The organism is Mycolicibacterium sp. HS_4_1 (assembly GCF_054515875.1).
The window spans coordinates 4,121,215-4,139,590 of the sequence record NZ_CM137261.1; the positions used below are offsets into that span (position 1 = coordinate 4,121,215).

At 63.5% G+C, this 18,376-nt stretch carries 13 protein-coding genes; 8 read left to right on the plus strand and 5 right to left on the minus strand.

Annotated features, from left to right (window positions below):
• Positions 1–101: 101 nt before the first annotated feature.
• Complete coding sequence (locus ACX12F_RS19910) at positions 102–587, minus strand: ArsI/CadI family heavy metal resistance metalloenzyme (RefSeq protein WP_459366204.1); 486 nt, start codon at positions 585–587, stop codon at positions 102–104.
• A 122-nt stretch (positions 588–709) separates the two neighbouring features.
• Here ACX12F_RS19910 and ACX12F_RS19915 point away from each other — a divergent pair, with 122 nt between their 5' ends.
• From ACX12F_RS19915 to ACX12F_RS19940, 6 genes are all read left to right on the plus strand, one after another.
• Positions 710–1,753, plus strand: coding sequence for an ArsO family NAD(P)H-dependent flavin-containing monooxygenase (locus tag ACX12F_RS19915; RefSeq protein WP_459366205.1), 1,044 nt, complete (start codon positions 710–712; stop codon positions 1,751–1,753).
• 82 nt (positions 1,754–1,835) lie between these two features.
• Positions 1,836–2,195, plus strand: a complete 360-nt coding sequence (locus ACX12F_RS19920; RefSeq protein ID WP_459366206.1) for an Rv2640c family ArsR-like transcriptional regulator — start codon at positions 1,836–1,838, stop codon at positions 2,193–2,195.
• Between the two features lie 622 nt (positions 2,196–2,817).
• Positions 2,818–3,102 (plus strand): hypothetical protein, encoded by a 285-nt coding sequence (locus ACX12F_RS19925; protein WP_162563522.1) that lies wholly within the window; start codon positions 2,818–2,820, stop codon positions 3,100–3,102.
• A 219-nt stretch (positions 3,103–3,321) separates the two neighbouring features.
• Positions 3,322–3,903, plus strand: coding sequence for a metallophosphoesterase family protein (locus tag ACX12F_RS19930; protein WP_226519086.1), 582 nt, complete (start codon positions 3,322–3,324; stop codon positions 3,901–3,903).
• Positions 3,904–4,999: 1,096 nt separating this feature from the next.
• Complete coding sequence (locus tag ACX12F_RS19935) at positions 5,000–5,212, plus strand: hypothetical protein (RefSeq protein WP_061003546.1); 213 nt, start codon at positions 5,000–5,002, stop codon at positions 5,210–5,212.
• Positions 5,213–5,345: 133 nt separating this feature from the next.
• Positions 5,346–6,092, plus strand: coding sequence for a hypothetical protein (locus tag ACX12F_RS19940; protein ID WP_226519087.1), 747 nt, complete (start codon positions 5,346–5,348; stop codon positions 6,090–6,092).
• A gap of 439 nt (positions 6,093–6,531) precedes the next feature.
• On the opposite strand, the gene ACX12F_RS19945 is transcribed toward ACX12F_RS19940, so the two are convergent.
• The 3 genes from ACX12F_RS19945 to ACX12F_RS19955 all read right to left on the minus strand — a co-directional run bounded on the left by ACX12F_RS19945 (position 6,532) and on the right by ACX12F_RS19955 (position 11,452).
• Positions 6,532–9,825, minus strand: a complete 3,294-nt coding sequence (locus ACX12F_RS19945; protein ID WP_060998886.1) for a DEAD/DEAH box helicase — start codon at positions 9,823–9,825, stop codon at positions 6,532–6,534.
• A complete protein-coding gene (locus ACX12F_RS19950) occupies positions 9,822–10,607 on the minus strand; it encodes a hypothetical protein (RefSeq protein WP_162563271.1) in 786 nt (261 codons plus the stop codon). Before ACX12F_RS19950 ends, ACX12F_RS19945 begins: the two co-directional genes overlap by 4 nt.
• A 140-nt stretch (positions 10,608–10,747) precedes the next feature.
• Complete coding sequence (locus ACX12F_RS19955; protein WP_162563270.1) at positions 10,748–11,452, minus strand: hypothetical protein; 705 nt, start codon at positions 11,450–11,452, stop codon at positions 10,748–10,750.
• Between the two features lie 292 nt (positions 11,453–11,744).
• On the opposite strand from ACX12F_RS19955, the gene mobF reads away from it, so the two are divergent.
• On the plus strand, positions 11,745–17,570 hold the full coding sequence (mobF, locus tag ACX12F_RS19960) for a MobF family relaxase (RefSeq protein ID WP_071288461.1): 5,826 nt from the start codon (positions 11,745–11,747) through the stop codon (positions 17,568–17,570).
• A 134-nt stretch (positions 17,571–17,704) separates the two neighbouring features.
• The gene (locus tag ACX12F_RS19965) at positions 17,705–17,932 is read left to right on the plus strand and encodes a hypothetical protein (protein ID WP_060998878.1); all 228 of its coding nucleotides are present in this window, start codon (positions 17,705–17,707) and stop codon (positions 17,930–17,932) included.
• Between the two features lie 89 nt (positions 17,933–18,021).
• On the opposite strand, the gene ACX12F_RS19970 is transcribed toward ACX12F_RS19965, so the two are convergent.
• On the minus strand, positions 18,022–18,288 hold the full coding sequence (locus ACX12F_RS19970; protein WP_060998875.1) for an Imm61 family immunity protein: 267 nt from the start codon (positions 18,286–18,288) through the stop codon (positions 18,022–18,024).
• Positions 18,289–18,376 lie beyond the last annotated feature (88 nt).

Genomic DNA, 18,376 nt, shown 5'->3' on the forward strand with positions numbered 1-18,376 from the left:
TGGATATCGAATCGGCCGTCAAGTGAACAACCGCCGAACACCCGCGAGCGAGCAAGGCGACACCGCCGGACCAGACCAGCGACGTCGCGAGAAGCTTCGGGTCAGCAGCAGGGCGTTGCCTGCGCGGCCGGGGCCTGTGCGGCGGCCGCGGCGGTGCCGCCGCAGCAGACCCCACCGTCACCGTCGTCGCCGGCCAGGAACTGGGGGCTGTCGCCGAAGGTCTCCGAATCCGCGAGCACGGTGTAGACCTCCCACTTCTCCCCCGCCGGGCCGGTCACCCAGACCTTGTCCTGGGTGGCAAAACAACAAGTGGTGCCGATCTCCTCGTCAGTGAACAAGCCCTCACCGGCAAGGCGGGCGATCTCGGCGTGCACCGTCTCGCTGGTCGCGACCTCGACCCCGAGATGGTTGATGGTGCCGCCCTTGCCCGGGTTTTCCAGCAGGACCAGCTTCAGCGGCGGCTCAGCCACCGCGAAGTTGGCATACCCTGGCTTCACCTTGGCCGGCTCGACGCCAAACAGCTTGGTGTAGAACGTGATCGCCTCGTCGAGATCGTCGACGTTGAGCGCTAACTGAACACGGGACATGATCGAACCTCCACTACTGGTGAGACATATATCGAACTAACGTGTTGCCGTCAGCATGCCACCTTTTTGATATATGTCAATCTAATGGCAGGATCAGTTCTCATGTCGGTAAGGGGCATGCGGTGAACACACTCGATGTCGTCGTCATCGGTGGCGGGCAAGCGGGCTTGGCCGCCGGTTACTACCTGCACCGCGCCGGGTACCGGTACGCCATCCTCGATGACCAACCGCGCCCGGGAGGGGCCTGGCCGCATATGTGGCCCTCACTTCGCCTGTTTTCCCCGGCCGAGTTCGCCGTGCTGCCGGGGTGGCCGATGCCGCCATGGCCGGACGGCTTCCCGCCCGCCTCGCACGTCGTGGACTACCTCACCGCCTACGAGAAGCGCTTCGAGCTGCCGGTCGAGCGGCCCGTGCACGCCAAGAGCGTCACCCGCGACGAACGGGACCTCGTGGTGTCCGCGGCGGACCGCAGCTGGCGGACGCAGCGGGTGATCAGCGCCACCGGCACCTGGCATCATCCCTTTTGGCCGACCTACCCCGGTGCGCGCGAATTCGCCGGCCGCCAACTGCACGCGGTCGACTACCGCCAGGCCGGTGACTTCGCCGGTGCACGGGTCGTGGTGGTCGGCGGCGGCAACTCCGCCGCCCAACTCGTCGCTGAGATCTCGACCGTGGCCACCACGACGTGGGTGACCACCCGGCCACCGCGCTTCCTCGACGACGATGTCGACGGGCGCGTGCTGTTTCGGGTCGCATCCGAACGCGCCGCCGCCATCGCCGCCGGACGGCCAGACCCTGGTGGGCCGGCGTCCCTCGGTGACATCGTGATGGTCCCCGAAGTGCGCGCGGCTCGTGATCGTGGCGTCCTGCGGGCGCTGCCGATGTTCGACCGCCTTACCCGCGACGGCATCGCCTGGGGAAACCAGCTCCAACATGCCGATGTGATCGTGTGGGCCACCGGATTTCGGCCCGCCCTCACGCATCTGCGGCCCCTGCGGCTACGCGAGCACGACGGCACCATCGCCGTCGACGGCACCCGGGCCCGCAAAGAACCACGACTGCACCTGCTGGGCTACGGCGACTGGACCGGCCCCGGATCGGCCACCATCATCGGTGTCGGCCGAACCGCGAAAGCCGCCGTCGCCGACCTTGACCTGGCGGACTGAGCCACACCAACAGCGCCCGATCCAATCGGCGCAGCGACACAACCTTTTTGATATATATCAATGACGGTGGCAGGATGGGTTGATGCCCAAAGCGCTGCCCGTGATCGATATGTCCGCCCCGGTGTGCTGCGCCCCGGTGGCGGCAGGCCCGATGAGCGACGGGGATGCCCTGGCGATTGCGATGCGGCTCAAGGCGATCGCCGATCCGATGCGAGTGAAGATCATGTCGCTGCTGTTCAGCTCGCGCCCCGGCGAGGAGACCAGCGGCGCCTTGGCCGCGGTGCTCGATCTCAGTGAGTCCACGGTCAGTCACCACCTCGGTCAGCTCCGCAAAGCCGGGCTCGTGATCTCCGAGCGACGGGGCATGAACGTCTTTCACCGCGTGAAACCCGAAGCGCTGCAAGCGCTATGCGTGGTGCTCGACCCGAACTGCTGCACCTAGCGGAGAAGGCTGGTCACGGTTGGCCACTTGGCTGCGGTCCGGATCGACAACGCGGCGATCCCGTGACGTAGCGCTTAGATCAGCGTGCCGAAGAAGCCCTGGCCCCTCGGGAGGTTACCGTCGCCGGGGCTATATCCGTTGGTCGCTACTCGGCCCGCCGAGGTACCAAAATCCGACGCTCTCTGTCGCCCGCGACGACAAGCTCCAATCAGATCATTCGGCTTCGCTGACATTCGCAAGTCCGTCCACACGCGAATTGGAAATGGCCCCCAGAGTTTCCTCTGAGGGCCATTTCCGCTAGTAGCGGGGACAGGATTCGAACCTGCGACCTCTGGGTTATGAGCTACCCGGTACGCATTTCATAGCGTCCGCACGGTCTCAGCCGTGCAGGTCAGAGCGACTCGACGTTCCGCGGCGTTACGGTCCGTTTCACCATGTTCCATTCGTCTCGCTGCGTTTCGTTCACAAATCCGTTCACAAACTTGGGCGCCGAAACGCGATCCGCACGTGTGCAAACCGCCCACACCCCATGCGCGACGTCATCCCTTCAAAGCCCGGGTTCCGTGCAGCTATCCCCGCAGCAGTGGACGTTGCAGCCCCAGCTCCGCCCTACGCTCTAACGGTGGGTTTCACCAAATCACAGGCCGAGGAAGAGGCTTCTCACGGCTATGGGTCGTCCGACAAGTCGGTACGCCCTGAGCATGTCGACGATGCCGTGCTGAGGGAGCTGACTCTTGAGAACACGACGGAATCGTCATGCAGCTACTTCAACAGGAGCCGGGCCAACCACGCGGCAATGATAACAACCGGGAAGTTCATGCGCCACGCGCCCGCCGGACGCAGCCAGCCGCGAGCCAGGCTGCATCTAAGTTTGAATTTTATTGGTGGACAATTGAATTCGATGTAGCGAGCAAAAATCGCTGGAGGATGCCAATTTCCAATGCCATTATCGAGGCATGTCTACCGTGACCCGCACACCGCTGCGCCGCATACATAAGCTGGCCGAAACAGCCGAGCGGCGGCCACGTTCGATAAATACCGCGGGCGCCGTGGCTCTCACCGGCCCGGAGCTCTTCGAAATGCACACGCCAGCGATGACAGTCACAGCGCCGAGAGCTAAACGGCGATGAACCAGCCACTGATGCACTACTTCACCGCCGACCTACATCTGGCGCATCCCAAGCTTGCCTCCCTGCGCGGCTTTGACACGGTCGCCGCACACGACGCTATGGTGCTGGCACCCATGCACCGGCTCGACCCCAATGCGGCCGTGCTGTGGATACTCGGAGATATCTGCTCAGGCAGCGTCGGAAGCATGAAATCTGCTCTCGCCCAATTGGCAACGGTACCGGTACGTATGCATCTGATCACCGGAAACCATGATCCCGCGCATCCGATGCACCGGAACGCGCAGCGGCGCTTCGCCGACTACGCCGCCGTGTTCGCCAGTGTGCAGCAGGTAGCACGAACGAAGATCGAGGGCGAACAAGTGATGCTCAGCCATTTCCCGTACGCGGGAACACCGGATCGGCTCATGCGCAAGTCTTTTGACCAGTACCAGCTCCCCGACTGCGGAACCTGGCTGATCCACGGACACACACACTCCACGCAACGGCGATCATCTATGCGATCGATCTGCGTCTCATTAGAAGCCTGGGACTTACGTCCGGCGTCGGCAGCGGAGCTGGCCGTGGAGATCGGACGGTAGCGCACCGGCGCGCACGAACTGCAGTATCCGAAGGGCGCTTTCAGGCTCAGTGTCATCGTGCTTGCAACGCCGGCAACTGCTCTGCCTGCTGATGACAAGCCGCCCTATGACTACTGGTCCACGCGCACAACCAAGCAGACGACGCCCGTCGGATGGTTGCTTGGCATCTCAGTTTTCCGCGGAAAACTGACCCAACGTGTGGCAGGCCGACTACCCGTGTGAACACCCATCGGTCATGGCCAACATCGTGGCATCCGGCTCGCCACACCCCGCGGTAATGTAGGCGTGCTGGATAAAGTCCAGCTCATGAACTAACCAGGGGCGGCTTGCCCCCTAAGGGGCGTGACCTTCGGGTCACGCCCCTTTTCATACTGCGAGAGGCTCGGCGTGACGGCACCTGGCCTGGATCCGGCCTCTCCGTACAGCCGACATCTGGCAGCCCGCTTCCTTGACTTCACCAGCCCCAAAACGCCCTGGGCGCGCAGACTGTTCCAGAGCGACATCGCAGCCGTAGCCCGGATGAACAGCCTCCTGGCTGATCCGGCGAAGACTCTGAAACAGGTCAGCGGCTACGTCGAAGCATCCCGTCGCCGAATGTACCGTTGCCGCAACGTTATTGTGCACGGCGGTTCCACCCGAGGCGACGTACTGGATTCAACTCTGCGGGTGGTCGCACCCCTAGTGGGAGCGACACTCGACCGACTGACTCACGCACATCTCGTGCTTGGCATCGAACCGCTCCAGCTTGCGACCCGCGCCGATGTAGCGATCTCAATGGCGTCCGACCAAAAGTTGGGCTCCGATGTAGTGGATCTCCTCGGAGGCTCGTAGTCGTATCCGTCTGCCGTTGAATGGCAGTATGGCAATCACCAGTTTTCCGCGGAAAACTGGCAGAAGGTCAGTTGGTGCCGGCCACCCCGCGACCGTCCCCTGGATCAGTTTCGGCTTACCGTCGCAGTTTGTGTGGGGAGGTCACCAGCCGCTGCACGACAGCCACAACCGTCCGCGAGCGTCAGTTTGATCCGGCACGCTGACCCACTCGGCAATGAGACCTCACACCCCGAACATACGCGCATTTTGCGCGTATGTTCGGGGTGTGAGCCAGCTGTGGACAGTTAATCAGGCCGCGGCCTACTGGGGCGTCACCGCTGCCCGGGCCCGCGGCATCCTGTCCTCGCGCGGCGTTGAACGTGTGACCGGATACCCGCGCGCCGAGATCCTGTCTGTGCAGCGCCGCCGCGGTGCTCGTACCGACCTAGCCGCTCCCACCAACGCACTCCCCATCACCGACGTCGCGCGCGATCGCTAAGGCAGAATCCGAGCAAGTCCGCTGGCGCATATTCCTGGAATTTCGCCGCGGTGCGGCGGAAGCCGACCGCGCCGCCCTGCCCCTGATCCAGGACGAACCCGCCACCACCGGCGACCTGCGCTACGACGCACTCTTGGCGGCAGCCGCCGAGGACGTGACAGCCCACTACGGCACACCCAGTCCCCTGTGGACGATCACCACTGATCGATTTCTACGGTCGGCCTGGTGGGTCAGCGACCTGCCGTCAGCGCGCATATACGCACTGGTGGGGACGCCCGCGGCGTTCCGGCGCCGCGGCATCTACGTCGACCGCTACGACATCACCCACGACGGAGAAACACCCATGCCCGCGCCGCTCTTTGACCACGATGGCATCATCGCCACATTGACCGACCTGGCGACCCGCCTCGAACAGGCGGCGGTTGTAGGGCATGTCCATGTGATCGGTGGTGCCACAATGCTTTTGACTTACGCGCCAGGCTGTTCGAGCTTGCGTGACATCGACGCAGCGTTCAGCCCGGACACCTCTGTGCTGAAAGCGGTCCGCGACATCGCGCGGCGACGTCGATGGCCGAGTAGCTGGCTAAACAAACAAGCGTCGGTCTACGCATCCCGGACACCAGGCGAAGGTCCACATATCTTTGACCATCCCCATCTGCAAGTCATGCCAACTCCCGCCGACCACCTGTTGGCCATGAAAGCACTTTCAGCCCGGGCCACCTCGGACCGCGACGACCTTCGATACCTCATCGATTATCTGAGTGTCACTTCTCAGCACGAAGTCTGGTCCCTCACCGCACGCTACTTCCCCGGCACACCCATCCCGCAGCGTTCGGCACGTCTAATTCGGGAGCTTCTAGAGCCGTGCGCGCCCGCATAAGTGGGGTTCCCCTCTGCGTAATCTTGATCTAAGACAGAATGATCTTCCGTTGACCGCGAAAACCGTGTGCCGATGGCGCCTGCCTCAACTGTCCTTCCGACCCGGCAGGAACGCGTTGAGGACTGGTGCGATCCAGGTGCTCCGCGTGCTGAATCCCAACTCCTCACCCTAAGCGTCGAGAACGCTTTGCTGCTCCGTTGTCGCGGCCAACGCGATTGGCATCGAGCCGCCCCCGAGATATCGCACCGCTGCCAGCCCAAGGAAACAGCACCTTCCGCGGGAACCAACAAGGCCTTTGATCTCTGCCGGCGGTCGACGCGTTGTCATCCCCTCGCCACGTTGCGCCTGCGAGAGTTCGTGACCCGGTAACGGCGGGCCTTAGGTCATTCAGCGACGTGGCAAAGCGAACGACAGTATCTACAGGATCACCGAGGATCCTTCAGCGCGGGGAGGGCGTCTGCGCGGCAATGGCTTCGTCAGGGCTGGTACCTGAACTTCCCGAGAGCACATGCCATAGCTCCCGGAGATCAGACCCCACTAACGGTGCGCCTTGAGGTACATGCCGGTCCCAATCGGAATCGGAAAGGCTGGCAAGGAATTCGCGGGCTTCTGACGGCCGCAACTGAGCTGAGGACTGGCGTTCCACGAATTCGGCGCCTAGCGAGTTCGCAGCAGTTCTTGGGACCGAACTCATTCGCATAACGACGCCGGCCTCTGTATTGACACCGTGGTACAGCATCGCACCCAAGAGATTCACATTGCGTAAGTCCGACTCAGAAACAGACTCGAAGTCAATACCGCTTGTTGGCAGCTTGGACAGGGCAGTCAGCCCCCATGTCCCAGCGGTTGCAAGATTGCGATAGATCGCCTTAGTTGCGTCCGTTAGCGCAGCGGTTGGACTTTCTGCGTTGCCGAAATAGCGTTCTGCAATCAACTTGATTGGTACGCCTTCGACCCAGTCACTCGCAATCTTCGCAGCCCGGTCACCAATCCCAGACCCGACTCCACCGAGTTCGTCGATACTGCCCCTGATCTGAGGAAGCTGCAGCATGACCCGCATTAGGTCTGGAAGTGCACTGGACGCCACATCACCAAACAGGCTATCCGGCTGCCAGTCCGAAACGTCGAGCGCGCTGTCCATCTCCCGCATCGCACCCATGGCGGAACGGATACCTTCTGGCGTGAAGCCGGTACTGTCCGCAAGGGTCGCCGTTTCAACGTGCTGTGCCAGCTCGGCCGCGTATGAGCGTGTCGCTTCAAGGAGTTTGAACCCTTTCTCTCGTTCCGCAGGAGTCGACTCGGCAAGTGAGGAATACCCAAAAGTGTTGCGCAGAAGCAACTCCGTCTCGGCGAGCACCGCATCAAGGTTCTTCTTTTGCGCGAATAGATGTGCGACGTAACTGCGGAAATCGGCCCATTGATCGTTGTAAAGTGACTTGTCGAGGTCAAGCAGTCGACCGGCATCTTCAAGTTCGTCGAGCAGGGTCACAAGCCGCGATACCAGGTCACCGGCCTGCCCAGATACGAACTCCACCAACGAATCGCGATCGCCTTCCTTGCAAGAGATTCCAACAATGCCGATGCTGTCCTGATCCACTCGCCCGGCCCGGCCCGCCAAGTTCCAGAATTCGCGCGGACGCATCGGCCGGCTGAATTTTCCACTTGGAAGATTCCGACTCGCTAAGAGAATCGATGAGACGGGAAAGTTCAGTCCCTGCGAGAGGCCAGTTGTCGCAACCAGAATTCGAAGTTTCCCCTGTTCGGCGAGCCATTCCATTAGAGTCCGAGTTTCGTCAGACAATCCGGCGTGATGAACCCCGACCTGATGGGACAATAACCGAATCAGCGCGTAATCCTCACTAATCTCGGTGGCGAGGTATCGCTGCACAAGTGCGATATCAGGATCGCTTAATTGAGGAAGCTTTGTAGCCAGCTCTCCAGCGACATTCCACACACTGCTAATGGTTGAACAGATGACGATTGCGGTTCCGCGCTCCGACAACGTCAATGCCGACGCTCCAGCAAGTCTGCCAAGGTCATTCTTGATCCCCGAATAGGTCCGGTCGAGTTGAGGTCGCTCCCCGATTTGGTACGTACCTGAAACCCGCATCGACGAACCGCTGGTGAGAAGTGGTTCGAAGTCGAGTCTCCAATCGCGTCCGCGACCGCTTGTAGGAGCAGTCGCCGACACCAGCCCGATGAGCCTGTCGTTTGGCTGCCATGGTGTAGTGGCCAAACTGATGCTCTTCCCTGTGCGGGGAGCCAGCCAACGTGCCAGATCATCACCGTTCGGTACATATGGCATGAGCAGCAAGAAGTTGGCCTGAGGGCAATCCCGTTTCACAGTCGCCAAGAGAAGCTCGATGCGGATACCTCGATCGGCATCTTCGATGTTATGCGCCTCGTCGAGGACCAACAGCGCAAGCGGGCGATCAACCGCCGCGTTTCTGATCGCGAGATGGAGCTTCTCCGGTGTTGCAACGAGAACATCAAACACCGAATCACTCAGCATTCCGGCCTCGATCTCGTCGATCTCGACCGCAGCGGTGAGTTCCTCAACGCGGATGCCGCTTGGTCCGAGATCGCGCCGAAGCCGCCGAGTGATCTGTGCGACCAAGGCGCGGGTCGGGGCCACATATGCGACCCATCCTCGATCTTGCTTGAACTGACTGATGGCCTGAACGATCTTGAACTCAGCGAGAATCGTCTTGCCCGCACTTGTTGGAAGATCGACGACAACTGCGGCGCTGGCAGGGTCCAACAGCCCTTGTTCCTGGATAGCGACGCGCTGTGGAGGAAGCATCTCGAACATCGAGCGATGGCGGGTTACCGTGGCGACGACATTTCTAATCTCCGGACCGATTCTGGTAACCGACCACAGCGCTCCTGCCACCATTCGCTGAGACATTGCACGTTGCCACTGCAGGACGACAACAAAGGCAGGGTCTGCTGACTGCTGGGCGGCAGAGATCGCACGGTCAAAGTGAAAGTCGAGCTGCGTCGAGACGTCTACAGGCTCACCCTGCATGAGGTACGTGGCAACCAGCTCCGAAAGCCTTGCCCAGTGGTAAAGAGCGACAAGTCGCCAGCCGGCCGCGTGCACATTCTCGGGACGATCCTTCGCCGCAAAGAGTTCCACTTCGTTTTCCAACTGGTCGGCGCGTAATCGACCCACGGTCTCCGCGACACCTTCCAGGTCCGCCCAGCCGTCTTTCCGCAGCAATCGGGTCCAGATTTGACCGAGATCGCTCAGAACCCGTGAATCCCACGTTCCGGAGGATTGAAAGCGCTCGGGTGTGATGTCCCGCTCACGCATCCACGAACGAAACTCCGCCCAGCGGTCTGAGCAATATGCGAGCGCACCAAGTTGAAGCACCTGTCGGACAAGCTCCTCAAGAGAGTCAGTCCTCAGAGGAAGCGAACGTAGCAACGCAAAAGCTTCATGAGCAGCTGCCTCCGCGAGCTCCGCTTGCGATCCGGGGATGACGGTTGAGGCCTTGGCCAGTTCGTCAATTCGCTCGCTCGCGGCGAGCTCATACGCGAGTGCGACATCTTCGATCAACCTCGATGCGTTGTGGTCAGCACCGGCGGCGCTCTTAAGCTGCGCTCCAAGGTTTGCGTCGACATACATTGCGGTCGCTGCCTTGTGCGCGGCTGCGACTCGCTCGACACCGACTGCGCTGACGGCCCAGTGCGACTGGAGTCGGTCAAAGGATTCCTGCGAGATAGTCACGCTGCCGTCTCAATCACGATGGCCGCATCAGCGATCTTGACGAGCAGCTCCGCTGGGAGGTAGATCGCGACGAGTTCCATCGTCGTCGGTTCCTTCAAAGTCTTCGAAAGTTTGACTGCCTGCCCCTGAAGGTCGTCCTGGTTGGGCGCGGCCACGTGGACGAGAAGCCCGTAAATGACTACGTCAAGCTTATCGGCGAGATATGTACGGACGGCTGAGCGAAAATCATCGAACCAGGGGCGCCCGTTCCCGTTCATTGCAAGGTAGCGAATGGCCCACTCGCTCCGTTGGTCCCCGGCGTTCAATCCGGTGAGTTGAGCGTGAAGTCCATGTGAGCGGCTCGTAAGGACACTCGGCGGCCAAGCCTGCTGATGACTTGTCTTCACTTCCGCGAATACAAATCTCACGCGTTCGCCATGCTCGAAGCCGATCAGGTCGACGCCTCCGCCACTACTGTTCGGGTTCCTCGTCGATCGGCAGTCAGGCCACGGGAAGCTGCAACTTTTGTTGTTGACAAGATGGTGCTCGGCTAGAGCCTCTCCGACCCGCCACTCGTCATACGAATCTGGAGCTGCGAGCACTCGTTGAAGGGTCTCCGTGTGGAAATCGGTCTTAGCCAGATCGGCGAGTGCCCCATAGGCATCCTCTATACCTTTGTCGTCACGCAGTATCGCGCGAACCTCGGCGGCGATTGCATCAGCCCGGTCCTCGTCGATCGAATGGCCAGCCGCATGCACCGCACAGTGATCGACTTTGTATACCGCAGCGTCAACCACGACCACCGCCTCTCCGTATTTACCCCCTCGGAGATTACGACCCCCTTCGCCTCCGCAAGTGTAATGAGACCCCGATGGTGCGAATTTGCGATGCGCAGCGAATCGTCCGCGGCTACTGCGGTTACCCGCTTGAAATGGAGCGCACCTCATCTGCGGAACCGCGACCTATATCGGTAACTCAGTTGGCGCCGATGACGCACCGCTGTTCGCCGGGCCATACGGTCCGAAGCCATCACTGCAGATGCAGACTCTCGTCTTGCTGGCCTCTCCAACGACGCGAGCGTTGCCAGCACCGTCACCACCGCTTGGTCCGGCCACGACGTGGAATGAAGCAGCCGAATCGCGCACACGGGTCGCGACAGATGATCTGGTCCAGCCACAATGTCGACCCAAAGCCCGTTGCACCACCGCACCCTAAGCGCCCGTACCGACATCTGCCCCGAAAAAGCGCATGGCCGCCAACGCTGCCGCTGCTGCTCACCTCGCAAGCGCCGCGCAGTAAGTGCGGTCGAACAGACCGCGGCCGCGCCGGCCACGACCTCACCTAGTGCGTCCGACGGCGCGCCCGCTCGATCACTGATCGCTGTGAGCGTTTCGCCGTGCTCCTGCACACGACGCAGTGCTGTGGCCGCTTCGCTTCGCCGCTCATCGCGGCCACGTTCGGCTTCGACCTGTACTTCGCGCAGCTGATCGGCTTCCCAGGTATCGACGGCCGTGATTTTGCCGAGCTCGACCATGATCACCGCCGCGTCTTCGACGTTGTCCCGCTCGCGCTTGGTCTGCTCAGCGTTCGCCTGGGCTTGGGCTTCTTTGATTTTCCGGCGCGCCGGCGCCATCGACTTCACTTCCATGGCCCGCACCCTAGAGCCGCTGCGCAATCCATCTCCAGCAACGCAACCAACTTCGTCGTCCGTGAGTTTGTCGTTGTCCATTGCCTTTTCGTGACCCCAACCAGCCGATCCGTTCACAGCTACCCCACAGAAAAAATTTTCCAGTTTCCAAATTCAAGTACCTCCCAGCCCCACCAGAAACGACACACCTCTTGCATTAAGGTCACGTTTTGGTAACAACCACCTGGGTGTTGATGGAATCCGGTGCGCCCCAGTTCATAACGTCCGGCCTGATGGGAGACCAGCGGCCGTGATGTCCTTGCACAAACTGACCGCCGGAGACGGGTACAAGTACCTGATCCGGCAGGTCGCTGCTGTCGATGCCACCGAACGGGGCCGGACCAGCCTCTCGGAGTACTACAGCGCCAAGGGTGAATCACCGGGCCGCTGGATTGGCTCGGGACTAGCCTCGCTGTCCGACACTGGAGCGCGTTGGGTACCGACCGAAACCCTGGCCAAACTCTGGACCGTCGAGGCCGGATCAGAGGTCACCGAATCACAAATGGAAGCCCTATTCGGGGAGGGCTATCACCCCAACGCCGAAGCGATTTCGCTCTACGTCGCCGGCCGGGGAATGCACGGCAGCGCGGCACAACAGGCCGCCAAACTCGGTCGCGAGTTCTACATCGGCGACGACGACAACGAGTTTCTTCGCGCCCTGGCCAAGGCCTACCGCGAGCACAACAACGCGGCTGGGCTGCCCGGCGATACCCCCATCGCCGCGCCCGTGCGCGCCACCATTCGCACCACCGTCGCGCGCGACAAGTTCGCCGAGCAGTACGGCCGCGCGCCCGCCGACGACCGCGAACTGTCAGGCTTCCTCGCCCGCGAAACACGCACGCGCACAACCGCGGTCGCCGGTTACGACCTCACCTTTTCGCCAGTCAAGTCGGTCTCGGTGTTGTTGGCGATCGCCCCCTTGGACACCGCACGGCAGATCGAAGCCGCACACGATGCAGCGGTAGCCGAGACCCTGTCATGGCTCGAAAACCAGGCCGCGCTGACCCGATCGGGCACCAACGGCATCGCCCAACTGAACACCACGGGCTTCATCGGCGCCGCATTCACCCACCGCGATTCGCGCGCCGGCGACCCTGATCTGCACACCCACGTGGCCATCTCCAACAAGGTCGCGACCATCGACGCACACGGCGTCGTACGTTGGCTCGCACTCGACGGCCAACCCCTGCACCGCTTCGGAGTGGCGGCCTCGGAGTTCTACAACACCCGCCTTGAGGCCGAACTTGTGCGCCGGGTCTCAGTGCGATTCGACGAAGTCACCCCCGACCGTCGCGGCAAGCGACCGATCCGCGAAATCGTCGGTGTCCCGGCCAAACTGAACGAAGCGATGTCCTCGCGGCGGGCCATGATTACCGCCCGCAAGGCCGACCTGGCCAAAGAATTTCACGCCGCACATGGCCGCGAACCGACCATGGCCGAGTCGATCGCCCTAGGTCAACAGGCCACCTTGGAGACCCGCGAAGCCAAACATGAGCCACGCTCGCAGGCCGAGCAACGGCAAGCCTGGTACACCCAGGCGGTCGAGGTGCTCGGCGACGTTCGCGCCGTGACCCGCATGCTCGGCGCGGTGCTGTCCACCCCTGCCCAGCAGGTCGAGCTCGTCACCGATACCTGGATTGCCGACCGTGCACGCGAAGTCATCGCCACCGTGTCGGGCGCGCGCGCGACCTGGCAGCGCCACCATGTGCTCGCCGAAGCCCAACGGATCATCCGCGCCACCGGTCACGCCGCCGACCTGGATTTGGCCGAGAAAATCAGCGATGCCGCGCTGTCCGAGCCATTGTCGCTGCCGCACGCGCGGATCACCGATGGCGAATTGGGCGAGCCCGCGTTGTTGCGGCGCCGCGACGGTGCCAGCGTCTACACCCGCCACGGCACGGAAATGTTCACCTCCGCCGAAGTGCTTTCCGCCGAACGCCGCATCATCGCCGCCGCGCACCAACAGACCGGCCGAGCCATCAGTTCCGCCGATGTCGAACTGGCACTGGCGGATTCGTCGGCGCGGGGCAAAACCCTCAATCCGGGACAGGTGGCCCTTGTCGAGGAGATGGCGACCAGCGGCCGAAGCCTTGCCCTGGCGCTCGCGCCGGCAGGCACCGGCAAGACCACCGCGATGGCCGCGCTATCGCACGCGTGGCGCAACTCCGGCGGCCAAGTGATCGGGTTGGCGCCCACGGCCGCGGCCGCGATCGAACTGTCCACTGACTTGTCCGCGCCCACCGACACTCTCGCCAAGTACGCAGACCTTTCTGCCGGCCGCTCGCTGTGGACCGCGCCGGATTGGTTCGACCAGATCACGTCCGAGACGCTGCTGATCATTGACGAGGCCGGTAAAGCCGACACCCTGTCGCTGGAAGCGGTCGTCTCGCACGCCATCGCGCGGGGTGCGACCGTGCGGCTGGTCGGCGACGACGCGCAGCTGGCATCAGTATCGGCGGGCGGTGTCCTGCGCGACATCGCCGCCGAAACCGACGCATTGACCCTGACCGAGTTGGTGCGATTCGTCTCGCCCGCCGAAGGTGCTGCGACACTGGCGATCCGCCGCGGCGACCCCATGGGACTCGGGTACTACATCGACCACGGGCGCGTGCACGTCGGGTCCGAACAGACCGCCGCCGACATGGCATACCGCGCGTGGGCGGCCGATCTGGACGCCGGGCGCGACAGCGTCCTGCTCGCCCCTACCAACGACATCGTCGATGCCCTCAACGCCCGCGCACGCCACGACCGCCTCGTCGCGGCCGACCCCGCCGCGCTGCATGGGCGCGAAATTGTGCTCGCCGACCTACTGCACGCCTCACCCGGTGACATCATTCGGACCCGCAAAAACGCGCGGCATCTGCGGCTGAGCCGCACCGACTTCGTCCGCAACGGGTACCGCTTCCAGATCATCGAAACACTCGACGACGGCGCAATCAACGCCAAGCACCTGAGCACCGGCCGGATGGTGCACCTGCCCGCCCGCTACGTCAAAGACAACGTCACCCTCGGGTACGCCTGCACCATCGACGGCGCTCAAGGCCTGACCGCCGGACACGCCTGCCACGTCGTCGGCGCGGGATCGCTGTTTCGTCAGCTGCTCTACGTCGCCCTCACGCGCGGCCGCGTTGAAAACCACATCTACCTGTCCACCGCCGAATCCGACCCGCACCGCGTACTGGCACCCAAAGCCACCCACCCCGAGACCGCGGTGGACGTACTGTCCAAGGCACTGGCCCGCGACGGCGCCCAAATCTCGGCCACCACCGCCGCCCGCCTGGCACAAGATCCGTTCCAACGACTCGGCGCGGTCGCCGAAATGTACGACGACGCACTGGGCTCCATCGCCGAAACGCTCGCCGGCGCCAACGTCATGGCGGCGATCGACGCCGCCGCCAACGAGGTCCACCCCGACCTGGCGGGCATGCCCGCCTGGCCCACGCTGCGCAAACACCTGGCCACCCTTGCTGTACAAGGACGTGACGCCGCGAGCGCCCTCCGTGAATCGGCGGGCGCTCGCGAGCTGGGCACGGCCGCTGATCTGGCCGCGGTGCTCGACTGGCGGTTGGACATCACCGGCGAGCACTCCTCGGGTATCGGCCCGCTGCGCTGGCTGCCCTCGATCCCCGAGCCGATGGCCGCCCTCGAGGAGTGCGGCCCCTACCTCGCCGACCGCGACACGCTGGTGTCCGAATTGGCCGACGAGATACGTCAGCAGGTCGCCACCTGGACACCAGCAACCGCGCCCGCCTGGGCCAAACCCGTCCTGGCCGCCGACCCGCTGCTTGCCGCCGAAATCGCGGTGTTCCGCGCCGCGCACCGCGTCGAGGCCGAAGACACCAGGATTCTCGGTGCACCCCAATACGCGGTGCGACACCGAAAGATTCAACTTCTGCTCGAAAAATGCGCCGTCGAAGCGATCGCCGAGCACAACCCCGATACCCGCCGCTGGGAACGGCTCATCGACCACATCGACCCACGCATCCGCGCCGACGCCTACTGGCCCCAACTGGCCGCGCGCCTCGCTGAAGCCGCGCCCAGCCGCCCCGACCTGGCCACCCTGATCACTACCGCGGCCGAGTCCGGCCCGCTGCCCGACGAACTTCCCGCCGCCGCCCTCTGGTACCGGCTCGATGGGGAACTATCCCCGATCGCCACCCTGGACACCACCAACGCACACCTGCGCCCGCCCTGGACCCAGGAACTGCACAACATTTTCGGTTCTGCTGCGGCGCAAGCGATCACCGCCGGCGCCGCCTGGCCCGCATTGGTTGCCGCGATCACCGCCGCCGATCCGCGCCGCTGGACCCCAACGGACCTGCTGCACGTCGCGGCCGAACAGCTCGCCGACGCAGACCCCGACCGCACCATCGCGGCCTACCAGTACGCCCGGCTGATCACCTACACCGTGGACCTGCTGTGCACCCCCCACCCCGCCGGCGCCGCCCTGCCCGAGCATCCACCGATGTCCCGGGAAGAGGAAGAGCTTCTCCCCCACGACCCCGAGGCCCCATGGATCGACATGTCCGCAGAACCACTGTCCCAGAGCGACATCGAGCACTGGCTTGACCAACACGACCACCCAGCCCCAGATGCCGCGGCGATCGCCTTCGATGATCTGCCGCGCACCCGACCCGCAGTCCCCGTCGTCCCCGTCGCGGTGTCCAACGTGTATCTGCTCCGCGACCAATACGCCGCCGCCACCGCCGACCTGGCCGCCCTCGAACGCGACGTCGCGATCTTCGGCGGTCCGGCAATGCGCGCCGCCGCCACGCAAATCACCACCATGCGGGCACGGGCCGACGCCGACCGTCCCTACCTGATGGCCGTGCAAGAGGTCATCGCCGCATGGGCCGACGCCGACCAGGCATACGACGACGACCTCAAGTTCCACGACTGGACCCGCGACCAGCTTGCCGCGGTGCGCGCCGATCCCGACGCCGACGAACTCGACATCACCTCCGCTCGCGGCATGGTCGAGCTCGCCGCAATGCGGCTGGGCACCACCACACCGGCCAAGCGCTACCAGCCGCAACTGGCCGCCGCGCACGCCGCCCGCGCTGAGGCCGCCGGAGGCTCGCAGAACATCATCAGCGGACACGACGTCGACACGTTCGTCGCCGAGCTGCACGCCCGCGACCTCGAATCGGTCAAACAAGCACGCTACGACACCCAGCTGGTGCGCAAGCACCTCGATGCCGCTGAGCGCAACGTCGTCGCCGCTTTCGGTGACGCCGAAACCCGGACCGCCGAACATGTCGCCACCCAAAGTGCGTCCCTAGCAACAGAAATGCGGACTCTTGATGTCGCCGGACAACATCAGAGCAGCCGCGCCTTGCGTATCGCCCCGACCGCGACCGCTGGACCTTCCGATACCACTGCTGCGGCCCTGCGCAGCGTCGCCGAACTACCGTTCGCCGTCAGCGTCGTGCACGCACACCCCGACGCCGAACGCACCACAGCGCTGCACATCCTGCACAGCGCTGCTACCGCCGCCGGCCGAAAAGTATTGTGGTGCAGCCCCACCGCGGAACAAGCCGAAGCGGCAAAGCGCGACAACCTCGCCGACGGCGCGACCACCATCGACGACGCCCACGCGGAATTCACCAGCGGCAGCGCCAGCGCCATGCCCGCCGGCGGCCTCATCATCATCGACCACGCCCAGTCCGCCCAGCCCGAGCAGATCGCCGACCTCGCTGAGCACGCCGCACAAGCCAATGCCGGACTGATCCTCATCGACACCAGTACCCGCACCTGGCCACCACAGCCAGCGGACCGCATGATGAAACTGCTCTCGGCCGAACTGCCCTGGACCCGCGCGCTGACCAGCGCTCCGTCGGTGGCCACCAGCCACGCCGGCGCACCCGACCTTGATCCGGTCATCGCCCAGCTGCGTCGCGTCACCCCGGACGTCCTCACCGGCCCACTGCGCGGCGCGCTCGAGCACGCCGACCGCGTCCGTGCGGAAAACCTGGCCGCCTACCGTCGGCACCAGGACGCCAACTGGCTACGTACTCGCGGCCACAACCAAGGCTTGCAGCGCACCCAAGCCAGCACCGTCGACCTCACCGACGACTGACCGCCGTAGGTTTTCCAGGCGAATTTCGCACGGTAGAACAGTCGCCCACGCTGCCGCAACTCACCTTCGTGAGCGCGACTGTCCCCGCAAAGGTGAGTTGCGGCAAGTCGAGCATCGACCTACCGTCCGCGGCTATGGAAATCAACGTCATCCAAAGCAGGATCGACTACATACGGTGCTACCTGATACTGCACGGCGGGAATTGCAGCACAAGCGATTACGAGAACATGACCACCCAGCTGGACGCGATCGCGCAGCAGCGCATCTACCCAGGTATCAAGACCCGCTTGCTCCTAAAGCAAGTGACGCGTGTCGAGCGTCAATTCATCGACACGGTAAAACCACCAGATCCGTGGACATGAGCGCATCGGCGTGCGCTCCGAGCGATTCGTTGATTCGTTGCGGGAGAATGTTGTTGGTACCTACGTGCCCAAAACGGGAGCCATGCAAGTCAGAGCGGTCGATAACGGCCGTCGGCGGCCAGCAGCGGCGCACCCGTCGGGCTAATGAAAGCCCGTTTCAGCGTCTCCAGGTCACGGGACATGAAGTGCGACAGCGGAACCAATTTGACCAGACTCAAGGTTTCGTCGCGTGCGGCGGCCACGGGGCTACCGTCGACCCGGCTGAGCGTCCGGTATCCACGCGTGAACGGGCCCAGTACGTAGCCGGGGGCGACGAACTCGGCTGACCATGGCAAGTCGAGGTAATCGAGGTCCAAGTCTTCGCGGATGTCGTCGCCGAGAATTCTATCGCTAGTAACAACTGTTGATAGAAACTTCTTCCAGGCACGGAAATAGCTTGGTATC

Bases quoted from the DNA above. Each gene is read 5' to 3' on its own strand.
- mobF (WP_071288461.1), top strand. From the start codon at position 11,745: ATGTCCTTGCACAAACTGACCGCCGGAGACGGGTACAAGTACCTGATC.
- ACX12F_RS19965 (WP_060998878.1), top strand. From the start codon at position 17,705: ATGGAAATCAACGTCATCCAAAGCAGGATCGACTACATACGGTGCTAC.
- ACX12F_RS19930 (WP_226519086.1), top strand. From the start codon at position 3,322: ATGAACCAGCCACTGATGCACTACTTCACCGCCGACCTACATCTGGCG.
- ACX12F_RS19955 (WP_162563270.1), bottom strand. From the start codon at position 11,452: ATGGAAGTGAAGTCGATGGCGCCGGCGCGCCGGAAAATCAAAGAAGCC.
- ACX12F_RS19910 (WP_459366204.1), bottom strand. From the start codon at position 587: ATGTCCCGTGTTCAGTTAGCGCTCAACGTCGACGATCTCGACGAGGCG.
- ACX12F_RS19920 (WP_459366206.1), top strand. From the start codon at position 1,836: ATGCCCAAAGCGCTGCCCGTGATCGATATGTCCGCCCCGGTGTGCTGC.